We start from the raw sequence: 22,672 nt of genomic DNA, 5'->3' as shown, positions 1-22,672 counted from the left end.
AAGCAGGCTATAGCCACTTTTGAGAACACAAGGCGAGATCGGCGACCCGGCCACCCCAGCGGCGGGCATCGGCGCCGGCGACAACGGTTCGGGTCCCGCAGCGCGCACCGTGCGCTCGAGTATCGAACTCGCTCCCGAATCCGTGTTCCCCTTCCTCGGTTCGGCCGACCAGAACCTTCGTGAACTGGAAACGCTGCTCGACGCGGACATTCACGTCCGCGGCAATTCCGTGACCCTCACCGGCAAGGCGGCCGATGTCGCGCTCGCCGAGCGGGTGATCGAGCAGCTCGTCGCGCTCACCGGCCGCAACCGCGTGGTGACGCCCGAGGCCGTTCGGCACACCGTGTCCATGCTCACCGAGGGCTCCAGCGACTCCCCCGCGGAAGTGCTCAGCCTGGACATCCTGTCCCGGCGGGGCAAGACCATCCGGCCCAAGACGCTGAACCAGAAGCGCTACGTCGACGCGATCGACGCCAACACCATCGTGTTCGGCATCGGCCCCGCCGGTACCGGCAAGACCTATCTGGCCATGGCCAAGGCGGTTCAGGCGCTACAGTCCAAGTCGGTCAACCGGATCATCCTCACCCGCCCCGCGGTCGAGGCGGGGGAGCGGCTCGGCTTCCTGCCCGGCACGCTGAACGAGAAGATCGATCCGTATCTGCGCCCGCTCTACGACGCGCTGCACGACATGATGGATCCGGAGGCCATTCCGAAGCTGATGGCGGCCGGTGTCATCGAGGTCGCGCCGCTGGCCTACATGCGCGGACGCACACTGAACGATTCGTTCATCATCCTCGACGAGGCGCAGAACACCACCGCCGAGCAGATGAAGATGTTCCTCACCCGCCTCGGCTTCGGCTCCAAGATCGTGGTGACCGGTGACGTGACACAGGTCGATCTGCCGAACGGCGCCCGATCCGGCCTGCGCGCCGCCAGCGAGATCCTCACCGAGATCGAAGACATCCACTTCGCGGAGCTGACCAGCAGCGACGTGGTCCGCCACCGGCTGGTCTCCGACATCGTCGACGCTTACGACCGCTTCGAGGCCCAGACGCGCCCGCAGGTCGCCCCGCATTACGCGGGCAACCGGGCGCAGCGCCGCGCGGCGAACCGGTCGGACCGGCGATAACTCGTCTCGCCGGGCGGGGCTCCGCTCCGCCGACGCGATAGCGGGGATCGTAGGCTGTTCGGGTGAGCATCGAGATCGCCAACGAGTCGGGCATCGACGTACCCGAAGAAGAGCTGGTCAGCGTCGCGCGGTTCGTGATCGCCCGGATGGACGTGCACCCGGCCGCGGAGCTGTCGATGGTGCTCGTCGATCTCGACACCATGGCCGATCTGCACATGCGCTGGATGGACCTACCCGGCCCGACCGACGTCATGTCCTTCCCGATGGACGAACTCGAGCCGGGCGGTCGGCCCGACAGCCCCGAACCCGGCCCGTCCATGCTCGGCGACATCGTGTTGTGTCCGGAATTCGCCGCCGGGCAGGCGCGCAAGGCAGGGCACTCCCTGGATCACGAACTCGCCCTGCTCACCGTGCACGGCGTCCTGCACCTGCTCGGCTACGACCACGCCGAGCCGGAGGAGGAGAAGGAGATGTTCGCGTTGCAGGCCCGGCTGCTCGAGGAGTGGTACGAGAGCCTGCGGGAAGCTCGGCGCCGCGCCGAGCTGGCCGAACGCGACGCGCGGTTGCTCGGCAAGGCGGGCTTCACCACACCGGGTGACTCCTCGGGTCAAGCGTGAATTCGCTGACCCTCGTTCTGCTCGCGGTCCTGCTCATCTCGGTGGGTGGGGCCTTCGCCGGTGTCGATTCCGCCCTGAACACGATCTCACCCGCCCGCGTCGACGACATGATGCGCGCCGACCGGCCCGGCGCGGTGCGGTTGAGCCGGGTCGTCGCCGACCGGGCGCGCTACGTGAATCTCATGGTGCTGCTGCGCATCCTGTGCGAGATCGGCGCCACGGTGCTGCTGGCGGCGGGGCTGATGACGGTCTGGGGGAAGAACTGGGCGCTGCTGGTCACCGCGCTGGTGATGGTGCTGGTGTCCTACGTGGTGATCGGTGTCGGCCCGCGTACGCTGGGCCGGCAGCACGCGTACTCCATCGCGCTGGCCGCGGCCTTGCCGCTGCAGTTCATCGGCGCGCTACTCGGCCCCCTGAGCAGGCTGCTGATCCTCATCGGTAACGCGATCACCCCGGGTAAGGGTTTTCGCAACGGCCCCTTCGCTTCGGAGATCGAGCTGCGCGAGGTGGTCGAGATGGCCGGCGAGCGCGGCGTGGTCGCCGACGACGAACGGCGCATGATCCAGTCGGTCTTCGAACTCGGCGACACACCGGCGCGTGCGGTGATGGTGCCGCGCACCGAGATGGTCTGGATCGAAGCGGACAAGACCGCGGCGCAGGCGATGTCGCTGGCGGTGCGTTCCGGGCATTCGCGGATCCCGGTGATCGGCGAGAACGTCGACGACATCCTCGGCGTGGTCTATCTGAAGGACTTGGTGCCGTACACCGATCGCAGCCGCAAGGTACGGGTGCGCGAGGTGATGCGGCCCGCGGTGTTCATGCCCGACTCCAAACCGCTCGACAGCCTGCTCGACGAGATGCAGCGCAGGCGCAACCACATGGCGTTGCTGGTGGACGAGTACGGCGGCATCGCGGGTCTGGTGACCATCGAGGACGTGCTCGAGGAGATCGTCGGTGAGATCGCCGACGAGTACGACACCGACGAGACCCCGCCCATCGAGGATCTCGGTGACGGCCGTTACCGCGTCTCGGCCCGGTTGCCGGTGGAGGACCTCGGCGAGCTGTACGGATTGGAGATCGACGAGGAGGACGTCGACACCGTCGGCGGCCTGCTCGCCCACGAGCTGGGGCGCGTGCCGCTGCCCGGGTCGAAGATCGAGGCGCACGGGCTGGTGCTGCGCGGCGAAGGCGGCGCGGACGCGCGTGGCCGGATGCGGGTGAACACCGTAGTGGTACGCAAAGCGCGCGAGAAGGTCCCCGCGGGGAAGACCAACGGGGACAATGCCAATGGCAAGCGCAAGGCCAACGGATCGGAGCGGGAGATCCCTGCCGATCGCGACGAGGACGGAGACAGCGAATGACCGAACTGGACGCCGAGGACAACAAGCTGGTGGTGTTGGCCAGGGGCGCACTCGGCCGTACCGGCGGGGCGAGCGGAGCGGCGATCCGGGATACCGACGGCCGCACCTACGCCGCCGGTGAGGTTACGCTGACCGCGCTGCGGCTGACGGCGCTGCAAGCCGCCGTGGCGGCGGCGTTGTCCAGCGGCGCGGAGGGATTCGAGGCGGCCGTCGTGGTCGGTGGGCGGTTGTCCGACTTCGGTGTGACCGCGGTGCGTGAGGTGTCGGCGGAGGCGCGGATCATCTTCACCGACCGCGACGGCGCGGTGTTCGAGATCGTCGACGACTCGGCCGACGCGGCCGACGCGGTGAGCGCCGAATCCGGCGAGGTTCGCGGTGGCTGACGCGCGGGAATTCCGTTCCGGATTCGTCTGTTTCGTCGGTCGCCCCAACACCGGCAAGTCGACGCTGACCAACGCGCTGGTGGGTGCGAAGATCGCGATCACCTCCTCACGCCCGCAAACCACCAGGCACACGATTCGCGGCATCGTGCACCGCGAGCACACGCAGTTGATCCTGGTCGACACCCCCGGCCTGCACCGCCCACGCACCCTGCTCGGCCAGCGGCTCAACGACCTTGTGCGCGACACCTATTCGGAAGTCGACGTGATCGCGCTGTGCATCCCGGCCGATGAGAAGATCGGTCCGGGCGACCGCTGGATCGTGCAGCAGATCAGGCAGATGGCGCCGAAGACCACGCTGCTCGGCGTGGTCACGAAGATCGACAAGGTGAGCCGCGACCAAGTCGCCGAACAACTGATGGCCGTCTCCCAGCTAGTCGGCCCGGATGCCGACGTGGTGCCGGTGTCGGCGGTCAAGGGCGAGCAGGTGGAGGTCCTCGTCGACGTCATCGCCTCGAAGATGCCGGAGGGCCCGGCGTTCTACCCCGACGGCGAACTCACCGACGAGCCGGAGGAAACGCTGATGGCCGAGCTCATCCGCGAGGCCGCGCTCGAAGGCGTACGCGACGAACTGCCGCACTCACTGGCCGTGGTCATCGAGGAAGTCCTGCCCTACGAGGAGCGCGAGGACATGCTCGACGTACACGCCCTGCTCTACGTCGAGCGCCCCAGCCAGAAGGCCATCGTCATCGGCAAGGGCGGCTCCCGCCTGAAAGAAGTCGGCACCAACGCCCGCAAGCAGATCGAACACATCCTCGGCACCCGGATCTATTTGAACCTGCACGTGAAGGTGGCCAAGGACTGGCAGCGGGATCCCAAACAGCTGGGCAAACTCGGGTTCTGAGGGGTTCGGTCGTCGGTCGCCATGAAGACCCCTCTGGGGATGGAGAGGGCGGGGGGCGGCGCTGTCGCTGCTCATGTCGCCAGGAAGGTTCTGATCGCTTCGTCGCTGGAGAGATGGTTGGCGCCGGTGGTGACGTCGATCGTCGGATAGTTCCTTCGCACGGCGTCGGCGATGGTGGAGAGGCGATCGGCGACTACTGCGGGGTCGCGTAGCGCCTGTGGGCTCAGGCCTTCGAAGCCGGGGAACCCGTCGGCGACCAGGGTTACCTCGGGGTTGTTGATGATGTCATCGTAGGTCTGGAATTCGACACTGACGATCTTGGATGTGTCTACCCGGCCCGGAGTGGTGAATACGCGGTCGCTCACGCCTTCGATGAAGTTGGCCGCCGAATGCCCCTCTTCGATCATCGGATTCACCCGGATACGGTTGGCGTCGATACCCAGGACCATGCCCGCGGGATGGAACCGCATCGTGCCGTCGCGGACATCGGTCCAGCTCGTGATCGTTCCGTACACTCCGGCGATATCTGTGCCGTCGGTCAGATATACGACGTCTCCGGCGGTGCTGTGCGACGCCGTACGGATATAGCCATCCTCGGCTGCGGCTTCTCTTCCGCGAAAAGCCCTGGGAAACACCTGATCGATCTGCCACAGGCGTGCTCCGTTATAGAAACGATCCGGCGGTGTGGACCCGGGTTCCAACAGGGGATGCGGGAATGACGGGTCGCCGGTATCGAATTCGCGGCGAAAACCTCTGTCGGCGTCGGAGAGTACTCGAGCCGCGCCCTCGGCTTCCCGAGCGAAGGGCCGGACGCCGTGTTCGGCGTCAGCCCTCGCGAGCCTCGCGAGCTCGTTGCTCAAGTGTTGGGCGAAGCGGGCATATGCCCGTGCAATCAAGTCGGATCTGCTCAGCAAGACAACGCCCTCGGCCCGATCGCATCATCTAAGGCGTTATTGGCCTGCGGATACGTCTCCGCGGTGCTGAGTCGGCTGTAGTTCCTCGTCGAGCACCACCAAGACATGAGCGTCTACCGAATGACGGTCGGCCATCGGGGTCCTCCTCGCGTTCCGGGTTCGGCCGAGAGCCGCGGCATCGGCGCTCGGAACCCGCGAGGGCACAGCGGCGGCCGTACCGACACATGCGTGGACTCGGCGCATCCCACAAGGTACATCGCGCAGGTGGATGCCGAGCCTGATTCGGCACGTCGCTCGGATCGGAACCGCTACGGCCCGAGCCGGATTCGACTCAGATCACCACCACGGCTCCGGGCGGTGGCGGTCCCATCGGAGTTCCGATTCGAGCTGGGCGGCCAACGAGATCAGCAGAGGTTCGGAATTCGCCGTGCCCATCAGTTGCGCGCCGACGGGCAGACCGGCGGCGGTGAAACCGGCGGGGACGTTGATGCTCGGCCAGCCGAGGACATTCCAGGGCCAGGTGTAGGGGCAGGACGCGGTGATGAGGTTGTTGGTGGCGTTGACGCCGATGCCGTCGATCTCCTCGGCGCGCGGCGGGGGAGTCGCGGTGGTGGGTGCGAGGACGACGTCGTAGTCGCGGAAGAAGTGGCCGATTCGCCTGTGCAGCAGGGGTTCCAGTTGGCGTGCCGCGTAGAGGGCGGGGCCGTCGAGTACGCGCCCGATCCGGGCGTTGGCGGCGGTGCGCGGGTCTACCTCGAGGCCGGGCATGCGGTGGAATACCCGCCGGATTCCGGCGAGTGAACGCGGTAGGAACGAGGCGCCGATCAGGATGCCGTAGTGCAGGTCGGCCACGGTCACGGTATGCCCGAGTTCGCGCAGGGTATCGGCGGTACGTCGCACGGCCCGCTCGACCTCGGGAGCCAGGGCGGTTCTGGTCGCGGTGAACGGAATACGCAGCGAGAGGGCGATGCGCAACCGGCCCGGATCGCGGCCCACCGCGTCCGAGGCGCTGATCGGCTCCGGCGTGTGCAAGTCTCCAGGGTGTGGACCGGCCGCAGCGTCCAGCAGGAGCGCCGCGTCCGCGACGGTGCGCGCCAGCGGTCCGTTCACAGTGAGGCCGTAGAACGCTTCGGCCTCCGGCCAAGTCGAGATGCGTCCGCGCTGTGGCTTGATGCCGACCAGATTCGTCCAGGCGGCCGGGATGCGGATCGAGCCCGCGCCGTCGGACCCGAGGGCGGCCGGGACCAATCCGGCCGCGACGGCTGCCGAAGCGCCGCCGGAGGACCCGCCCGGCGTCCTGGTGCGGTCCCAGGGATTACGGGTGTGCCCGAACCACGCGGCGCTGGTGAACGGCCACTGGCCCAGTTCGCAGGTATTGGTCTTTCCGACGATCACCGCGCCCGCGGCGCGCAGGCGGCGGACCGATTCCGCGTCCTCGGTCTTCGGCGCGAAATCGCCGCCGCAGCCGAACGCGGTCGGCTCACCCGCGACATCCGTGTCGTCCTTCACCGCGACGGGCACCCCCAGCAGTGGCAGCCGTTCGCCCGCGGCCCAGCGCCGGTCGGCGTCGGCGGCCTCGGCCAGCGCCCGCTCGCGGCGCACGATCCGGAAGGCGTTGAGCGTGCCCTGGGCCGCGTCGATCCGATCCAGCGCCTCGCCGACCGCCTCGGTCGACGTGATCGAGCCGCCCGCGATCGCGGCCGCCAGTTCGGCCAACCCCAGCCCCATCCGCCGCGTGCCGGGTGCGGGATCGGACACCGTCATGTGAGCTCCGTCTCGTCGTTGTCCACCAGACGGTAGCGCGAAGTTGGTCAATCGTCCATATCGGTGCGCGGCCGTGGGACTCCGCTCGGCCGTGGTGGGGAGGGGACCGGGGCGGTGCTCGCCAGGCGGGTCACCCACCTCCCCGGAGCGGTACGCGCCGCAGCAGCGATGTGGTGCTCGGACGAGCTGCCCGACCGGAGGATCGCCTCAGCGAATGTGCTTGCACTCGCCGTAGGGCACGCCCTGGGTGAGGTCGGGCCTGCCGAACATCCGGCCGACCAGCGCGTTGAACGCGGCCACCGAGAACCTCTCCATGTCGTTGCAGAGGAAATCGTTCTTGGTGCCCGAGACATCCTTGGATTTCAGCGATTTCGCCCACTTCTGCGGTGTCCCCCCGCACCCGACGTGCACCTGGTAGTCGCCACCTTTGTCGAGCTCGAAGGAATAGTCGACCTTGGAGTGGCCGCCGAGCCGGACCGGGACCTTGGTCCGCGCCCATCCCGACTTCGACGTCTTGGCCTGGACCCAGACCCCGACCGGCGAGGCACTGTTGATGCACCCGATGGTACCGCTCACGGTAGTCGTCGCCGCCGACGCGCTCGGCAGGCCCAGGCCCAGGAATGCCGCCGAAGCGGAGAGCACGACGGCCGTGCGGAGGGACTTGCGCATTATTCGAACCTTTCGATATGGGATTCCGTCTCGACGGACTCGGATCGCGCCGAGCGAGCCGCGACGACGACTTGTTCCGGTCGCAAGAGGCGCGCACCCATGACGTATCCGGGGCGCACGACCCGCAGCACCGAGCCCGGCGATCGGTCGGAAGCCTCGGCGGCGACCGCTTCATGGATGTCGGGGTCGAAGTCGGCCCTGGCGGGAACGCGCCGGACGCCACGGCGTTCGAGAACCTCGTGCAGTTCGTCGACGATGCTGCCGAGCACCTCGTCATGCTCGTCGTTGAGCGACGCCACGCGATCGACGAGCATGAGCAGTTCACGGAACAGCGGGGCGAGCAGCTGTTCGGCGAACCCTCCGCGGGCGAGGGAGAGCTGCTCGTGCAGATCGTCCAAGGCTCGATTCTTCGCCTTGTCCTCGAGCAACCGGCGGTGGAACAGGTCGCGCAGTTGGGCGACCTCTCCGGCCAGCGTTGTCAGCGGATCATCGGTACCGGGCGGGGCCGTCATATGCCGCGCTCGACGATGTCGTACCGCTTCGAGTTGTGCTTCCAGACAGGCATGCGGTGGGTGAGCGTGTAGCCGGCGATGACGGCGGCGACGATCAGCAATCCGATGCCCTTCATGGGTATCAGGGCCAAGCCGATGATGAGGGCCACCGCCCATGGGCCCATACCGGTGTGGAACCACCTGGCCTCGGCGGCTTTGTCGGCGAGTTCGATGTTCTCTTGCAGCGAGGCGCGCAGCGGACCGTCGTCGAACCGGAGTTTCAACGCGCGGCCGGACATGTCGCGGGTGACGGCGATCTGGGCCTCGGAGGTGATGCAGTACGCCCCGCTGCGCACCTGCGACCACATGCCGAGGTTTACCTGCTCCAGCGCGAGTGCCAGGTAGTACTGGAAGATCTGCTCGTTCGGATGATGCCGGACCACATCCTCCATCAGTTCCAGCGCCTTGTCGTTCTTGTTCTGCTGCAAGTAGACGTTGGCGATGGCGGTCCGGTAGAGCGGCTCGCCGGGCGCGAGACGCAGTGCCGTCTCGTATTCGCCGAGCGCTTCGTTCAACGCGCCGGTGGCCAGGAACGCTTCGGCGTAGTCGAAGTGGTATTCCGGGCTGTCGGGCTTGAGACCGATGGCTTCCCGGAACTCGAAGCCGGCGTCCTTGTAGTTGCCCATGACGAACGACGAGTTCGCGCGCACCGCCCACGCCTCGTGGTCGGCGCCGTTGACCGAGATCGCCTCGCGGGCACAGTAGTACGCGGAGGGCGCGTTACCGCGCTCGAAGTACTCGCGGGCGAGGCCGATCCAGTCCCGGCCGCTCTGCGCCACCGGCGCCGGTTGATTGCTCGCCGGCCGATACTGCCTGGCCTGCTGGTCGAATTGCCGTCGTCGATTCGCGTCGAGCAGAACGCGTTCGGCCTGACCGAGGTGGCGTACCCGGACTTCGGCCTGCGCGCGTTTCACGGGATCCGACTGGCCCGCGCGCTTGTTCCACATTCTGCGCTGTTCGCGGATGGCCGTTTTGATGGCGTCCTCGTCGGCGGTCTCGGCGAGGCCGAGGATTTCGTAGTAGTTGACGAACTCTTCGGTTGTCGTGGTCATGCTCAATTCACCTCGAGATTTTCGTTCTTCGTGCGGGCGGCCCGGATGTCGGTGGCGCTGAGATTGGCGACGTTGTCGACCTCGAACGTGCCGAGTGATCTGTCCGCGGTGAGGTCGGTGATTTCGACCTGGATGGTCTGATCCATGTCGTAGTGGAAGGTGATCAGGACCGGAGCATTCGCCGGATAAGGCGGGATGGCGAAAAGCTGCCCGCCGTCGGGCCATTTTCCTTTGGTGACGAACCGGACGTGGTCGATGTCCTCGTCGTCGCCTTGGGTGACGCAGATCCGCACTTCGGTCTGGCCGTCGGCGACGGTGCCGAACACCTTGCTCGCCTTGGCGGGGATCTTGGTGTTGCGCGGGATCACGATGCTGTTGCCCGGCTGCAAGCTGTCGTTCAGTGCGACCGTTCCCAGCGCCTGCGAAGTGACGTCGAGGATCACCGGCTTGCGCGCCGCGCTCGACGACGTCTCGGCTTCGGCCCGCAGCGCCGCGCCGAGCGCCACGAGCTCGTCGGGGTTTCCGGCCCGCAGCGGTGGCTTGCCGGTCAGTTCCTCCAGCATCGTCGCCACCATGGGCATGCGCGTGGACCCGCCGACCAGCAACGTGTGGTCGATGTCCGCGAACGGCAGACTCAACTCCTCCACGAGGGAGTGGGCCAGGTCCCGCGACTGGTTGAGCAGGTCGCTGGTGAGGTCTTCGAACGTTTCGCGCGTCACGGTCAGTGTGCGGGTGACGCCGTCGTGGCTGAGCACCACTCGGGTGGACCCGGTCGAACTGAGCGTGCGTTTGGCGAGTTCGGCCTTCTCACGCAGGTCGGCTTCGGTCTCGAACGCGTCGGTGAGATCGCCGCCCCCCTGGGCCATGTACTCCTCGTTGAGGTGCTGCATCAGCCGGTTGTCCCATTCGAAGCCGCCCAGTTCGTGCAACCCGTCGGTGCCGAGCACGTCGAACACGCCGTCGCTGATGCGCATGACGGTGACGTCGAACGTGCCGCCGCCCAGGTCGTACACCATGACGGTGCCGCTGCCGCGGTCGAGCCCGAAGGCCAGCCCGGCCGCTGTCGGCTCGTTCACCACACGCAGCACGTTGAGACCCGCGATCGTGCCCGCGTCCCTGGTCGCCCGCCGTCGCGCGTCGTCGAAGAATGCCGGGACCGTGATCACCGCGTCGGTGACCTGCCCCGGCCCCAGGACGAGTTCGGCGTCCTCCTTCAGTCGTTTGAGGATCATCGCCGACACTTCCTCGGCCGAGTAGGCGCGGTCGTCGGAGGTGACGAATCGATAGTCCGGGTTGCCCATCTGCCGTTTGACGAACTGCGCGACATCCAGCGGCGCGGTCACCGTGGACCGTTTGGCCATCGAGCCGACCAGCACGCCCTCGGAGTCGAAGAAGACCACCGACGGCGTGAGTCGCTCGCCGTCCCGGTTGACCAGGATCTCCGGCCTACCACTCGCGCCGACGACGGCGACCGCTGAATACGTGGTACCGAGATCGATACCGACGGTATGTGCCACTGTTTGCCCTCCCGATGCACCTGGTGACGGTGCATGAAAATCGGATACTGCGAGATATTCGAACCTGTGCGGTTCCTGTGGTGGCACGCGTCTTCGGACGCGCGCCACGCACCGGACGGTCGGCGGGAACGGTCAGGGATTCGGCGCCTTCCATTCGAATTTGCACATCTGGCACTGGTATTTCTGCCAGCCCTGGCGATCCTTCTCGCCGATGTCCATTCCGGTCTTCTTGCTGCATTGCGGACACACTTCAGCCATTGTCGGCCTTCCGGTAGTGGGAACTGTGCTCCAGAGCCATCGGGGGTGCACAGGTTTAGAATCATATAATTCGAGGAGGGCAAGTAATCGGCGAACTTCGCAGTGATTTCCGGCCCGTATTATCGGCGGTGGACCGAATTGTTGCCATTCCCTGATGATGTCGCTGGATTATTGCCCGGAGTGTCCCGTTCGCGGCAAGATCTTGCTACCGGGGTTCGTATCCCGGTCTTCGGCTCGGGTTGCCGATCTCGCTTCGGTACGCGCGCTATGAAACCTACTGGTTCGAAAGACGTTCGACGTCTTGCCGACGCGTATCGCCAGCGATGAAGATCGCGATATGGAACCGAGCTTACGAGTACTCGTCGCCTCGCCACTGGGGGGAATCATCGCTCCCATGCTGTCGCAATATTTTCCGGCGTCGACCGTCGCGGTTGCCTCCGATGTCGACGAGGTTCGCAGTCAAATCGTGGGACGTTTCCGGTTCGACGTGGTCATCTCGGATCTGATCTGGAACAAACCCGAAATGGAGTACCGTTTCGACGGTTTGGATGTCCTGGACTTGCTGCGTGACACCAAACGGCAGAGCGAGGTTCTGCTCGCCGCGCAGGGGCACAGCATGGAGAGCGATCACCTCGACGAGGCCCGGCTGCGCGCGGCGGAGATCGCCGAGTTCTACGACAAGTCATCCGGCGTCCCCGCGCTGCTCGCGGCCATCCAGCGCGCCGCGACCGGCCGCAGTGAACAGATCGCGCCCCCGCGGCAGGGGCCGCCCGCACTGTGCGCGCTGTTCACCGAACAGCGTGGTGAGACGGCGGGCCGATTGGCCGGTGCGATCGCGGCCAAATCCGCTTGGGACTACAACTCTCTCGCCCAAGTCGCCCGGGTGGGTCTCAATACCGCCAACAAGGCCACCAACACCTATATCGGGCCGATCATTCTCGCCCGCAAGGAGTTGCCGGAGGGTACGCCGTTGACCCAGGGGGCGGTCTTCCGCTGGTGCGGTGAGCACGCGCATTATCTGATCAGTTGGTGCCGCCGGAACGGCCATGCCGATGTCCTCGGCCCGCGATTCATGTGACGGCACGGTCCGCACGGGGAGTCCGCAGATCGCCATCAGCTCTCGTCCCCAAGCGTCAGTACCTCCGTGTGCCCGTTGCGGCGGCACCAACTCATCAGATAGCGCGCGTGTAATCCACACCAGCGGTACACGACGGCGGGGGTCAGCTCTCCGTGGGATTCGTTCTCGCGCCGTTGCGTGATGATTCGTCCGAGATAGCCGTCGGCGAGCGAATGGGCCGCGTCGAGATCGACTTCGGCCGCGGCTGCCAGGGATACGGGGTCCCACGTGCGTCCGGAGGCGATCGCCCCGGCGAGCCGGCCCGCGATTACTCCGTCGTGCCCGGTGAAGAGTTCATAGAGCGACGGAATGCCTCTCGTCGCAGGCCGATTCGGCAGGCGTTCGCCGTCGGCCGCTTGTCGTATCGCCGAGAGCAGTGCCGCTACCCCCGTGGCTTTCTCGTGCACACCCGCGATCTCGTCCGCCCGGTGGTACGCCTCGTCCAAGTGATCCTGCTCCATGCTGTGCCCTTGGCCTGCCAGCAGAACGGCAGTGCCCGCCCGGCTTTCGCGCACCATTTCCAGGACATCCAACCCGTCGAAGCGGAACTCTTGCTCGGGGCCGTTCCATACCAGGTCCGCGATCACCACGTCGAGTTTCTCGATGCCGGTTACAGCGTGGGCCACCTCTCCCCGGTCGCGGGCGACGATGACCTTCCCCGCCGGAAAGGACGCCGACAGCGTCGGTTCGATGACGTTTCCGAGCGGTGAAGCGACGAGAAGTCGCATGAATCGTTTCCCCTCTCGTGATCCCGATGGAAACTTTCCCTCCCGCGGCGAGAAGATAAGTATGGGCCTCGCGCAGACGCGCACGGGGAGATCATCGACGCCGGATCTGGCACTCCCTCCGGCTCTATCGGCCCGTAATAGCCACCACGCGAGACCTTTTCGTCGATGGTTGCCTCCGTGCGGTATGGGCTGCAACATCTTGCCCGGCAGTGCGCTACTGCGGGCACAGACCGTGCTGGGCGATGGTCGGAAGATAGCGCTGCCATTCGGTGGCGGTGATCGGCCCGCTGCCGCTGTCGCAGAGTTCGGCGGCGACCTCGTCGACGTCCGTCGCCCAGACGCGCACGATCCGGTCGGGTCCCGCCGCCAGCAGCAGATCGCCGTCCAGCGCGTAGACGGCATCGTTGACCCGACCCGCGTAGGCATTGAGCACCGCCAGCCGTCGCGGGTCGCGCGGGTCGGTGATGTCCCAGACCCAGATGCCGTTGTCACTGGCGCCGCCGACCAGGCGCGTGCCGTCGGGGCCGAAATTGACGGTGATGATCGCGTCGGCGGCGCCGACCAGCGTGGCTAGATGGCGGGGCGCTTCCGGGTCGGACAGGTCGAAGAGTTTGACGGTGTGGTCCATGCTGCCCGCCGCGAGGATCGGCGCGGTGGGGCTGAAGGCCACGGCGGCCAGATCGTTGGTGAATCCGGACAGCTTCGGTAGTTCTCGGGGGCGGGCGCGATCACGGATGTCCCAGCGGAACACCGACTCGTTGGACGTGGCGATGGCGAGTTGGGTGCCCGCGGGGTCGACGGCGGCGATGCCCGGCAGCCCGGGACCGGTGGAGAGCGAGCCGAGCGATCGCGGGGTGGCGAGGTCGCCGAGGTCCCACAGCGTCACCGTCGGATCGTCCTGGCCCGCGACGACCAACGTCTTGGCGTCGGGGGTGAAGGTCATGGCGGAGACGATGCCGTTGACGGCGGCCACCTTCGATGCCAGCCGGGGACGCGCCGGATCGCGCAGGTCCCACAGCAGTACGTGACCGGCGCGGGTGCCGACCGCGGCCCTCGAACCGTCCATCGCCAGCGCGACCGCTCCGCAACTCTTCTCATCCGCGCCGACGGGCAGCGCGGCGTATTCGACGGGTGCTGCGGGATCGCCGAGATTCCACAGGTGGGCGCTGCCGTCGCCCGCGCCGGTGCCGACGAGCAATAGCTTCCCGCTGCGATCGATCGGTGTCTGGAAGACCACGCTCTGGGCCCCGCGCAGGACCGGGCCGGGCAGCGGCCAGATCCGGACCGTGCCGTCGAGACTGCCCGTGATCAGTGCGTGCGCGTCGAGGGCGAAGCGCACCGACACCACGATGACCGGGTTGGGCAGTTCCATCTCCAGTTGGTCGGTGTCCAGGCGCCACACGCGCGTCTTGTTGTCCGAGCTGACCGCGGCCAGCCGGGTGCCGTCCGGGCTGAAGGCGACGTCGTTGACATAACTGGTGAATCCACGCAGCGCGGGCAATGGCGCAGGGGCGGCCGGGTCGCGCACATCCCAGCGGCGTACCTCGTTGGCGCGTCCTGGGACGGCGAGGACGAAGCTGTCCGGACTGAATCGCAGCGACAATGCCTGCGCCGTGGAACCATCGGGCGGAATGTCCGTCAGCGGAACGTCCCGGTCGGTGGCCCAGATGCGCAGTGCGCCCGCGTTTCCCGCGGCGGCGAGGAGCTTCCCGTTCGGGGCGAACGCGATGACGGGTGCGCCTGCGGGAAGCTGCCAGGCGGGCAGCGGAATCGGGTGCCGGGCGTCGGTGATGTCCCATCGGACGATCTCCGCTGTGGTGGTCGTCGCGGCGAGCGAGTGCTTGTCGGGGCCGAGATCGAGCGTGCGGTACTGGACGCCGGTTCCGGCGAGGGTGGCCAGCGGCCGGGGTGCGTCCGGGTTCGCGATGTCCCAGAGATCGATGTGGCCGCCGAATGCCGCGGCCAGCAGTGCGCCGTCGGGAGTCATCGTCACGGAGCCGAGAACCGCTCCCGGCCGGGGCGCGGGAATCCGGCTGCGGAAATCCGCCGACCCGGGCTGTCCGGAACGGGTGCTCCGGTGCAGGTGGTGCAGGTCGATCGTGGCGTCGCTGCGGCCGACGGCGAGCACGACTCCGGAGCGGTCGGTGGCCACCAGCGTGCCGCCGTCGGGTCCGAGCAGCCGGGTCGGCGTCTGCACCGCGGTGCTGTCCAAGAGCGCGGAGCGGGCTTCGAGGGTGGGTTGGATGCGGAAGGCCGCGAGCGCGAGCTGCGCCGACAGCGCGGGATCGGTGCCGCGCAGTCGCTCCGCTTGGAGCGCGATCTGGCGCGACAACGCCTCGTCTCGCGCGTGCGCGGCGTTCGACCGGGCCACCAGTGCGACACCGGTCAAGACGATCGTCGCGATCAGCGCGGTCGCCAAGCCGGCGACCATCCGTTGCAAGATCCGGGTGCGGCGGCGTTCTCCGGCCTGGATCTCCGCCCGGTGGGCGATACTGGCGGCGATGTAGTCGCGTTCGTGCTGGTTGAGGTCTCGCCGATGTCCGTCGTCGCGCGTCCACTCCTGGACGAATTCCAGCCTCGCGGCTCCGAGCAGCGCGCTGGGGTCCTCGTTGTTGTCGAGCCAGACCTGGGTGGCCTGGGTCAGCCTGCGGTGGACGGCCAGGCTCTCCCGATCCTCATCGAGCCACCGGTGCATCCGGGACCAGGCGCCGATCAGCGCCTCGTGCGTGATCGCGACGGTCTCTTCCTCGACCGTGAGCAGGCGGTGCGTGGCGAACCGCTCGATCACGGTGTTCACGTTCGAGACGGAGTCGTGGTCGAAGAACAGCTCCTGGCGTTGTACCCGGCGACGGGTGGTGACATCGTCGTCGATGTTGAGCAGTCGCAGGAACGTGCGGCGGGTGATCTGCCGCTGCGGCTCGGTGAGACCGCGATACACGGTCTCGGCGGTTTGCTCGATGGCGCCCGCGATTCCGCCGACGGCGTTGTAGTCGGCGACGGTCATCTTCCGGCGGCTGGACCGTTGCCAGGTCTCCAGCAGAGCATGCGACAGCAAGGGGAGAGCGCCGGTGTCGTGAGCTTCGGCGGACCCGCGCGGCGCGAGTTCCACGATCAGCAGCTGCACGAGTTCGTCTTCCACGGTCCAGTTCGCTTTGCGGGCCGGCTCGATGATGACGTCGCACAGCGCCTGCTTGCTCAGGGGTCCGACCAGGACCGAATGATGCGCCAGCGCGTGGTGCAAGAACGGCTCTTCGGCGGCGTGGCGGTAGAAATCCGCGCGCAGTCCCAGCACGTGGGTCCGGCCGCTCGCGTCGCCCGCGAGCGCGGCCAGGAAGTCGGCTCGCTCGCCGTCGTCGAGGCACAGTGTCCAGGTCTCCTCGAACTGATCGATGACCAGGACGTCGGCGGGGTCCTGGAGTACCCGTGCCGGATGCGCGCCCGGGGTGACGACCGCGGCCGTGCGGCCTTCGCGCTGGAGCGCGGGTAGCAGTCCGGCGCGCAGCAGCGAGGACTTCCCCGAGCCGGAGGCGCCGGTGACGATGAGTATCCGCTGCTCGGATCCGGCGAGCGACGAAACGCGCTGTCGCAGATCCGCCGTGAGTTCGGCGCGGCCGAAGAGCCATTCGGCGTCATCGGGTCGAAAAGGTTCCAGGCCCCGGTAGGGCACAGGTCCCTGGCTCCGCCTGCGTCCGCTCGTCGGACGCACCTGCCGGACCGCCGCGAGCCACTGCTGTTGCCCCTCCGGGTCACGAACGCCGCACGCCGTCAGAACATCCCGGAACATCCGCTCGTTCTGCTCGGTCGGCACATGGTGACCGGCGAACCATCCGCTAACCGTGCCGTGCAGGCCTCCCGACTTGTCGACGACCTGGCGGACGGTCAACCCGGCGGTAGTGCGCAGTCGAGTGAAGGCCGCCGCGAATTCCTCTCGGGTGGAGATGGATCGAGGATCCACCCGCCCCCCGCCCCCATCGGTCATGACCGGAGTCTAGCGAGATCCGGGCGCCGGCGCGGCGTGTCGTATGGACCTTGTATTGACTTCTTTCTCGACCGTACGCACTGCTCAGAGGCTGTTTCCAGAACCCACGCCGCGAACGTGCGCCGCGCATCGCCGCAGTGGGAGGAAAGGAAACAGTCACCATGTCCGCACCATCACTGTCGTTGCCGACCCGGCCGAGGCCCGGATTCGGCCGCGCCCTCGATACCTTCCACCGGGCGGCGATCCACGTGCCGGCCTACGCCGACTTCCTCGCGCGCCGTGGAATCGAACCGGCAAACATCAGAACCGCCGATGACTTCGCCGCGCTGCCGCCGATGACCAAAGTGGAGTACCTGCGGCACTACCCGTTGCGCATGTTGCTCTGGCATGGTGACGTCGCTTCGGCCGGGACGTGGTCGTGCAGTTCGGGCTCCACCGGCCGGCCCAGCTATTGGCCTAGGGACCTCGTCGCCCAGGAAGAGGCGATCGAGCTCTACTCGCGGGTGTTCCGCGACAGTTTCCAGACGCGGCAGCGGTCCACGCTGTTGGTCGTCGGCTTCGCGATGGGCAATTGGATCGGAGGCACCTACACCTACGCGGCGGCCACCGCGATGCGTCAGCGCGGGCACCGCATCTCGACCATCGCACCCGGCATCGAACCGGAGACGATCCTGGCCGACATCGCCGAACTGGGCCCGCACTACGACCAGGTCGTCCTGGCCGGTTACCCCCCGTTCGTCAAGGATGTGCTGGATCGGGCGCCCGCCGAGGTGCTGCGCCAGAACTTGCGCATTCTGCTGGCAGGCGAGGCCATCACCGAAGAATGGCGGGACTACGTGCTCGACCGGATCGGCAAGCCGGGACAGCCGGGGGAGATCCGCGTCGTCTACGGCACCGCCGACGCGGGCATCATGGGTTGCGAGACGCGCACCAGTGTCGCCGTCCGCCGCGCGGCCGGCGCGGATCCCGCGCTGAGCGAGGCTTTGTTCGGCGCGGCGCACCTGCCGCCGACCTTCGTCGAGTACGACGCGGAGTACCGGTATACCGAAGTCGACGCCGAAGGCCGATTCCTGTTCAGCGCCGATACCGCGATCCCGTTGCTGCGCTACCGGATCAACGATGTCGGCCGGATCTTCTCCGCCGCGGAACTCGCCGCCGTCCTCGATGCGCACGGTCACCGTCTGCCGGTGCGCACCTCCACCGACTCCTGCGGATTCCTCGCCCTGCACCGGCGCACCGATGTCGCCGCGTCGTTCTACGCGCTGGAGATCTACCCGGAGAACATCCGCGCCGCGCTGGAGGATCCGGACGTCAGCCCGACGGTCACGGGAAAATTCGTGCTGCTGACCGACACCGACGCGCGATTCGACCAGACATTGCGGCTGCGCGTCGAGCTCCGCGACGGTGTCTGCCCCGCGGGTGGATTCACCGCGCTGCTGGAGCGGAAGGTGGTCGATGCCCTGCTGCGCACCAACAGCGAATACCGCCGCCTGCACCAGACGCTCGGCTCGGCCGCCGAGCCGCGGATCAGCCTGCACCGGCACGGCAGCGCGGGTTTCGAGACCGGCGTCAAGCACCGGTGGACGGGGGCGCGGTCATGATCGAAATCCTGCATCCGGCACACGACGAGCGGCGCATCGCCGAACTGCGCGCACCCGGATCCGGGTACCGGCTGGTCGACGGCTGGGCGAGCGCGGCAAGGGAACTCGCGTTGATCGAGCGGCCCGAGTTCGCCGCGGGGACCCCGGCCGCGGCGGCAGCGCTGGAGGACTACCTGACCTCGGTACGGGACGGTGCGGCCGTCGACCGGATCAGCCGCTACGTCGTGTACCCGTGGCGCCGGACCATTGTCGAACTGCCCGACCGCGAGCAGTTCTGGCGGTTGCGAACGGCCAGGAACCGGCACCTGCTCACCGGTGACGAGCAACGGGCCTGGTCGGACGCCGTGGTGGGAGTGGCCGGGCTCAGCGTGGGCGCATCCGCGCTGGCGGTCTGCGCGTTGTCCGGCGCCCGGCGGTTCCGGCTCGCCGAGCACGACACTCTCGGATGCACCAACCTCAACAGGCTTCAGGCGTCGGTGTGCGATCTCGGCGAACCCAAACTGACGCTGGCGCAACGCCGTACCTTGGAGCTGGACCCTTATAGCGAGATCGCCGCCTTCCCCGAGGGGTACCGGCCGGAGAACGCCTTGGACTACTTGGGTGGGCCGGGAGGCTCCGCGCCCCTGACCGTCCTCATCGAGGAGATGGACGACCTCGCGCTGAAAGTGGATATCCGCAAGCGCGCCCGCGCGCTCGGCATCCCCGTGGTGATGGCGACCGATCACGGCGACAGCTCCTTCGTCGACGTGGAGCGCTACGACCTGGAACCGGACTATCCGCTCTTGCACGGCCGGGCCGGTGATCTGACCGACCTGACGGCGGCCGAGCTGCGCGATCCGGCGCGACGGATCGAGCTGGCCACCGCCATCGTCGGCAGCGACGTGACGCCGCGGACGCGCTACTCGCTGACCGAAGTCGGCCGCAGCTTGCCCTCGTGGCCGCAGTTGGCCACCGCGGTGACTCTCGCGGGGGCGCTGGCCGGCCTGGCCGCACGGTTGATCGCCTGCGGTAGCAGCTTGTCCTCCGGCAGGTATCGAGTGGATCTCGACACGCTGCTGCGGGGTACGCGGGAGCGGTGGAACGAGCTGGGAGAGGCGGAATTCCGCGCGATGCTCGGCATCGCCTAGTGCTCGTGCAAGATCTTGCTGACAAGGATTCTTGTCGAGCCGAAACGAACCCGAATACGGCGGTGTCCGGCCATAGCTGGCACGGCTTCCGGGTTCCGCTCGGCTCGACCCGAGCCGGATGTTTGGCTGGCGAGGTGCGATGCGCCGAGTGTCAGCATTTCAACCGCGACGGCTACCCGTTCTGCGGGAACTGTGGCGTGCGTGCCCGACGGCGGCGGATCGGCAGCGACGGTGCGGCCCCATCGAAGGCGGTGGAGGATCTGCGTTCTTCGCTGAGCGATCTGCTCGACCGGATCAGTGGGTGCGACATCGACCTGGAGGACCGGCAGCTGGTCGAGGAGACGACTCGGCGCGCGGCGGTCGAGGCGGCGAAGGATCGGCCGAACCGGATCGTTCTCACCGGTGTCCTGCACGCGGTCGGAGAGTCCGTCGCAGGCGTCGCCTCCTTGGCGACCGCGGTGATGGCCTCGAAGGACGCGGTCGAGGCTGTCTTCCGCTGATCCATCGAGCCGCACCTAGACATACATACGGTATGTATGTAACAGTGGGCGGGAACCCGACCACTGGGAGGACCCCATGGCAATCAGCAGAACTCTCGGCCGCACCCACGAGGTGGATCTGCCCGGCGGCCGCATTCGCTATCACGAGACGGGGGAGGGTGCGCCGGTCGTCTTCGTGCACGGCCTGCTCGTCAACGCGGACGTCTGGCGCAAAGTCGTGCCCCTGGTCGCCGCGGCCGGATACCGCTGCCTGGCGCCGGACTGGCCGCTGGGCTCGCACGAGATCCCGGTCCCGGACGCGGAACTGACCCCCATCGGCATCGCCGATCTCATCGCCGCGTTCCTCGAACGCCTCGACCTCACCGACGTCACCCTGGTCGCCAACGACACCGGCGGAGCGATCACCCAGGTGCTGCTGACCCGCGACCGGTCCCGCGTCGGCCGCGTCGTGCTCGCCTCGGTGGACAGCTACGAGAGCTTCCTGCCGCAGCCGTTCACCTCGCTTCCGCTGCTGGCGAAGATCCCGGGATCGCTGCGCCCCCTCACCGAGGCGCTGCGGATCCGGGCGCTGCACCGCCTGCCGCTGGCCTTCGGATGGGTCACCAAGCGGCCCGTTCCGCCCGAGATCGTGGACTCCTATCTGCTGCCGAGCCGCAATTCCGCCGCGATCCGGAAAGACCTGCGCCGCTTCCTGCAATCGGCGCATCGCCGCTACACGCTGGAAGCCGCGCGCCACTTCGCCGACGTCGACATCCCGGTGCTGTTGGCCTGGGCGCGCGAGGACCGGCTGTTCCCGGTGTCGTTCGCCGAACGCCTGGCCCGCGACCTGCCGGACGCGCAACTGAAGCTCATCGACGACTCCTACACCTTCGTGTCGGAGGACCAGCCCGAGTTGCTCGCCGAATCGATCCTGGAGTTCACTCGGCTACATGCCACGCCGTAGCCAGGAAGACCGGTCTCGCGCAACCAGGACCGCGCTGGAACAGGCGGGACGCCGCCTGTTCACCGAGCGCGGCTTCGCCGGAACCTCGGCCGAAGAGCTGGTCACCGGGGCAGGCGTCACCCGGGGCGCGCTGCACCACCACTACGGGGACAAACGGGGGCTCTTCCTCGCGGTGCTGGAGCAGATCGAGGTCGAGATCACCGCGGAGATCGAGAACGCCATCGAGGCGGTCGATTCCGAGGACGTGATGGCCGGAATGGCGGTGGGGCTCGCGCTTTTCCTGGAGATCTGCCAGCGCCCGGCGATGCTGCGGATCGCCCTCACCGACGCCCCCGCCGTGCTCGGCTGGCAGGCCTGGCGTGAATTCGAATCCGCGCACGGCCTCGGCCTGATCACCAGGCAACTCGAGCGCGCCCGCGCCGCCGGGTTGATCGCCGACGCCCCCATCCCCGTACTGGCCCAGCTCGTCGTCAGCGTGATCAGCGAGGCTTCCTTGATCGTCGCGCACGCCGAAGACCCCGATCGCGCCCGAGCCGAGGCCCAGCAGTCGGTGCTGTTGCTGATCTCCGGACTCATGCGCACCAGCGGCTGAATCGCTCCAGCTGCGCTCGGCGCGCGTCGATCTCGGACCGGCGCCGCTCCCTCTCGGAGTAGCCGCGGACAGCCGAACGCTCACGAAGACCCGCCGGGCCTGGGGATCGAGCCGGTCGGGAGTCCATATGACCGCGCGTGGTGTGCCGGGACGGCGCCCGACACGTCGCCATCAGGTAGGTGCCTCGCCTCCCCGAATTCGGCCACTCACGGCCTTATCCTGCGCACGTGACTGAGCAACCGGCGCGCTCGGCATATCGACTCCCGTGGCGTGCGACGGCGCTGACCGTGGGTCTCGTGCTGGCGGCAGGTGGTGCCGCGACCAGCCCGTTCAGCAGGCCGGCGACCGCGATCGTGGCGGTGGCGGCGCTGGGCGCGCTGGTGCTGGCGTTCCGCGGGCGAAGCGCGCGGCCGCCGTGCACCACCCGGCTCGGACGTGGCATGGCTGTGTGGTCGGCGCTACTGGTCGCGGTGTTGGCGTGGGAGGTCTACGCGTTGTCGCGGCAGCCCGCCCTGAATCAGCCGAGCGACGAGCACCCGACACTGTCCACGCTGCTGGATCCGGCACTCGAACAGTGGCCGCTGCGGCTCGCCGGCTGGCTGATGTGGCTGGGCGCCGGGTGGTGGCTGGTGTCGAGATGAGCGACCGAGGCGTCATCCTCCTCGGATTCGGCCTGATCGCGGCGGCCGCACTCGTCGCGATCCTGCTGACGCGGTTGCGCCGGGATTCGGTCGCGTCCCTCGGCGAAACGATCGCGTACCTGACCGGCACGCGAACAACGAGAATCATCGCCGTGCTCATATGGGCATGGCTCGGCTGGCATTTCTTGGCCAGGTGAGGCCCGCGCACCGAACTGCCCGAGCGCGTGCGTCAAGCGGCCGGACTTGCGCGACGAACCGTCCTCAGGCCTGTCGGTTGCCCGGCTGGGGTCGCGTGCCTGCTGTCCGGAGTTCGCATACCCCGCGCGCG

At 67.7% G+C, this 22,672-nt stretch carries 22 protein-coding genes; 13 read left to right on the top strand and 9 right to left on the bottom strand.

Features of this window, described 5'->3' with window-relative positions:
* The first annotated feature begins 67 nt into the window (after window positions 1–67).
* From ACGF7Y_RS18965 to era, 5 genes are all read left to right on the top strand, one after another.
* On the top strand, window positions 68–1,129 hold the full coding sequence (locus tag ACGF7Y_RS18965) for a PhoH family protein (protein WP_063049262.1): 1,062 nt from the start codon (window positions 68–70) through the stop codon (window positions 1,127–1,129).
* A gap of 62 nt (window positions 1,130–1,191) precedes the next feature.
* Window positions 1,192–1,746 (top strand): rRNA maturation RNase YbeY, encoded by a 555-nt coding sequence (ybeY, locus tag ACGF7Y_RS18960; RefSeq protein ID WP_040865608.1) that lies wholly within the window; start codon window positions 1,192–1,194, stop codon window positions 1,744–1,746.
* Window positions 1,743–3,107 carry a hemolysin family protein gene (locus ACGF7Y_RS18955; RefSeq protein WP_393235440.1) on the top strand — a complete coding sequence of 455 codons (1,365 nt, stop codon included), beginning with the start codon at window positions 1,743–1,745 and terminating at the stop codon, window positions 3,105–3,107. The genes ybeY and ACGF7Y_RS18955 overlap by 4 nt, the downstream gene beginning before the upstream one ends.
* A complete protein-coding gene (locus ACGF7Y_RS18950; RefSeq protein WP_063049199.1) occupies window positions 3,104–3,490 on the top strand; it encodes a hypothetical protein in 387 nt (128 codons plus the stop codon). The genes ACGF7Y_RS18955 and ACGF7Y_RS18950 overlap by 4 nt, the downstream gene beginning before the upstream one ends.
* On the top strand, window positions 3,483–4,391 hold the full coding sequence (era, locus tag ACGF7Y_RS18945; RefSeq protein ID WP_393235436.1) for a GTPase Era: 909 nt from the start codon (window positions 3,483–3,485) through the stop codon (window positions 4,389–4,391). The genes ACGF7Y_RS18950 and era overlap by 8 nt, the downstream gene beginning before the upstream one ends.
* A gap of 71 nt (window positions 4,392–4,462) precedes the next feature.
* On the opposite strand, the gene ACGF7Y_RS18940 is transcribed toward era, so the two are convergent.
* The 7 genes from ACGF7Y_RS18940 to ACGF7Y_RS18910 form a co-directional block, all read right to left on the bottom strand.
* Window positions 4,463–4,807, bottom strand: coding sequence for a hypothetical protein (locus tag ACGF7Y_RS18940; protein WP_393235434.1), 345 nt, complete (start codon window positions 4,805–4,807; stop codon window positions 4,463–4,465).
* 834 nt (window positions 4,808–5,641) lie between these two features.
* Window positions 5,642–7,069, bottom strand: coding sequence for an amidase (locus tag ACGF7Y_RS18935; RefSeq protein ID WP_393235431.1), 1,428 nt, complete (start codon window positions 7,067–7,069; stop codon window positions 5,642–5,644).
* Between the two features lie 207 nt (window positions 7,070–7,276).
* A complete protein-coding gene (locus tag ACGF7Y_RS18930; protein WP_393235428.1) occupies window positions 7,277–7,738 on the bottom strand; it encodes a hypothetical protein in 462 nt (153 codons plus the stop codon).
* Complete coding sequence (gene grpE / locus ACGF7Y_RS18925; protein ID WP_393235426.1) at window positions 7,738–8,250, bottom strand: nucleotide exchange factor GrpE; 513 nt, start codon at window positions 8,248–8,250, stop codon at window positions 7,738–7,740. The genes ACGF7Y_RS18930 and grpE overlap by 1 nt, the downstream gene beginning before the upstream one ends.
* On the bottom strand, window positions 8,247–9,341 hold the full coding sequence (locus ACGF7Y_RS18920) for a tetratricopeptide repeat protein (RefSeq protein ID WP_393235424.1): 1,095 nt from the start codon (window positions 9,339–9,341) through the stop codon (window positions 8,247–8,249). The genes grpE and ACGF7Y_RS18920 overlap by 4 nt, the downstream gene beginning before the upstream one ends.
* A 2-nt stretch (window positions 9,342–9,343) precedes the next feature.
* Complete coding sequence (locus ACGF7Y_RS18915) at window positions 9,344–10,858, bottom strand: Hsp70 family protein (protein WP_393235422.1); 1,515 nt, start codon at window positions 10,856–10,858, stop codon at window positions 9,344–9,346.
* A gap of 132 nt (window positions 10,859–10,990) precedes the next feature.
* Complete coding sequence (locus ACGF7Y_RS18910) at window positions 10,991–11,116, bottom strand: hypothetical protein (RefSeq protein ID WP_357117263.1); 126 nt, start codon at window positions 11,114–11,116, stop codon at window positions 10,991–10,993.
* 394 nt (window positions 11,117–11,510) lie between these two features.
* On the opposite strand from ACGF7Y_RS18910, the gene ACGF7Y_RS18905 reads away from it, so the two are divergent.
* Window positions 11,511–12,194, top strand: a complete 684-nt coding sequence (locus ACGF7Y_RS18905; protein ID WP_393235419.1) for a response regulator — start codon at window positions 11,511–11,513, stop codon at window positions 12,192–12,194.
* A 35-nt stretch (window positions 12,195–12,229) separates the two neighbouring features.
* Here ACGF7Y_RS18905 and ACGF7Y_RS18900 read toward each other — a convergent pair whose 3' ends face one another.
* Together ACGF7Y_RS18900 and ACGF7Y_RS18895 are read right to left on the bottom strand one after the other, a co-directional pair.
* Window positions 12,230–12,961, bottom strand: coding sequence for a response regulator (locus ACGF7Y_RS18900; protein ID WP_393235416.1), 732 nt, complete (start codon window positions 12,959–12,961; stop codon window positions 12,230–12,232).
* Window positions 12,962–13,175: 214 nt separating this feature from the next.
* A complete protein-coding gene (locus ACGF7Y_RS18895; RefSeq protein WP_393235414.1) occupies window positions 13,176–16,940 on the bottom strand; it encodes a hypothetical protein in 3,765 nt (1,254 codons plus the stop codon).
* Between the two features lie 161 nt (window positions 16,941–17,101).
* Between ACGF7Y_RS18895 and ACGF7Y_RS18890 the strand changes: the two genes are divergently transcribed.
* From ACGF7Y_RS18890 to ACGF7Y_RS18860, 7 genes are all read left to right on the top strand, one after another.
* The gene (locus ACGF7Y_RS18890; protein ID WP_393235412.1) at window positions 17,102–18,541 is read left to right on the top strand and encodes a phenylacetate--CoA ligase family protein; all 1,440 of its coding nucleotides are present in this window, start codon (window positions 17,102–17,104) and stop codon (window positions 18,539–18,541) included.
* Complete coding sequence (locus ACGF7Y_RS18885) at window positions 18,538–19,668, top strand: ThiF family adenylyltransferase (protein ID WP_393235410.1); 1,131 nt, start codon at window positions 18,538–18,540, stop codon at window positions 19,666–19,668. The genes ACGF7Y_RS18890 and ACGF7Y_RS18885 overlap by 4 nt, the downstream gene beginning before the upstream one ends.
* A gap of 197 nt (window positions 19,669–19,865) precedes the next feature.
* Complete coding sequence (locus tag ACGF7Y_RS18880) at window positions 19,866–20,168, top strand: hypothetical protein (protein WP_393235407.1); 303 nt, start codon at window positions 19,866–19,868, stop codon at window positions 20,166–20,168.
* Between the two features lie 76 nt (window positions 20,169–20,244).
* The gene (locus ACGF7Y_RS18875; RefSeq protein WP_393235404.1) at window positions 20,245–21,111 is read left to right on the top strand and encodes an alpha/beta fold hydrolase; all 867 of its coding nucleotides are present in this window, start codon (window positions 20,245–20,247) and stop codon (window positions 21,109–21,111) included.
* Window positions 21,098–21,703, top strand: coding sequence for a TetR/AcrR family transcriptional regulator (locus tag ACGF7Y_RS18870; RefSeq protein ID WP_393235402.1), 606 nt, complete (start codon window positions 21,098–21,100; stop codon window positions 21,701–21,703). Before ACGF7Y_RS18875 ends, ACGF7Y_RS18870 begins: the two co-directional genes overlap by 14 nt.
* Before the next feature lie 227 nt (window positions 21,704–21,930).
* The gene (locus tag ACGF7Y_RS18865; protein WP_393235400.1) at window positions 21,931–22,344 is read left to right on the top strand and encodes a hypothetical protein; all 414 of its coding nucleotides are present in this window, start codon (window positions 21,931–21,933) and stop codon (window positions 22,342–22,344) included.
* On the top strand, window positions 22,341–22,541 hold the full coding sequence (locus tag ACGF7Y_RS18860; RefSeq protein ID WP_393235398.1) for a DUF6186 family protein: 201 nt from the start codon (window positions 22,341–22,343) through the stop codon (window positions 22,539–22,541). Before ACGF7Y_RS18865 ends, ACGF7Y_RS18860 begins: the two co-directional genes overlap by 4 nt.
* Window positions 22,542–22,672 lie beyond the last annotated feature (131 nt).

Origin of the sequence: Nocardia sp. NPDC047654 (assembly GCF_043205035.1) — a bacterium.
Lineage (GTDB): Bacteria > Actinomycetota > Actinomycetes > Mycobacteriales > Mycobacteriaceae > Nocardia.
This window is presented reverse-complemented; position numbering and strand designations above follow the sequence as displayed.

Excerpts from the sequence above, each read along its gene's own strand:
- ACGF7Y_RS18910 (WP_357117263.1), bottom strand. The coding sequence starts at position 11,116 with ATGGCTGAAGTGTGTCCGCAATGCAGCAAGAAGACCGGAATGGACATC.
- ACGF7Y_RS18860 (WP_393235398.1), top strand. The coding sequence starts at position 22,341 with ATGAGCGACCGAGGCGTCATCCTCCTCGGATTCGGCCTGATCGCGGCG.
- ACGF7Y_RS18885 (WP_393235410.1), top strand. The coding sequence starts at position 18,538 with ATGATCGAAATCCTGCATCCGGCACACGACGAGCGGCGCATCGCCGAA.
- ACGF7Y_RS18895 (WP_393235414.1), bottom strand. The coding sequence starts at position 16,940 with ATGACCGATGGGGGCGGGGGGCGGGTGGATCCTCGATCCATCTCCACC.
- ACGF7Y_RS18870 (WP_393235402.1), top strand. The coding sequence starts at position 21,098 with ATGCCACGCCGTAGCCAGGAAGACCGGTCTCGCGCAACCAGGACCGCG.
- ACGF7Y_RS18900 (WP_393235416.1), bottom strand. The coding sequence starts at position 12,961 with ATGCGACTTCTCGTCGCTTCACCGCTCGGAAACGTCATCGAACCGACG.
- ACGF7Y_RS18950 (WP_063049199.1), top strand. The coding sequence starts at position 3,104 with ATGACCGAACTGGACGCCGAGGACAACAAGCTGGTGGTGTTGGCCAGG.
- ACGF7Y_RS18920 (WP_393235424.1), bottom strand. The coding sequence starts at position 9,341 with ATGACCACGACAACCGAAGAGTTCGTCAACTACTACGAAATCCTCGGC.
- ACGF7Y_RS18930 (WP_393235428.1), bottom strand. The coding sequence starts at position 7,738 with ATGCGCAAGTCCCTCCGCACGGCCGTCGTGCTCTCCGCTTCGGCGGCA.
- ACGF7Y_RS18905 (WP_393235419.1), top strand. The coding sequence starts at position 11,511 with ATGCTGTCGCAATATTTTCCGGCGTCGACCGTCGCGGTTGCCTCCGAT.
- ACGF7Y_RS18890 (WP_393235412.1), top strand. The coding sequence starts at position 17,102 with ATGTCCGCACCATCACTGTCGTTGCCGACCCGGCCGAGGCCCGGATTC.
- grpE (WP_393235426.1), bottom strand. The coding sequence starts at position 8,250 with ATGACGGCCCCGCCCGGTACCGATGATCCGCTGACAACGCTGGCCGGA.
- ACGF7Y_RS18935 (WP_393235431.1), bottom strand. The coding sequence starts at position 7,069 with ATGACGGTGTCCGATCCCGCACCCGGCACGCGGCGGATGGGGCTGGGG.
- ACGF7Y_RS18875 (WP_393235404.1), top strand. The coding sequence starts at position 20,245 with ATGGCAATCAGCAGAACTCTCGGCCGCACCCACGAGGTGGATCTGCCC.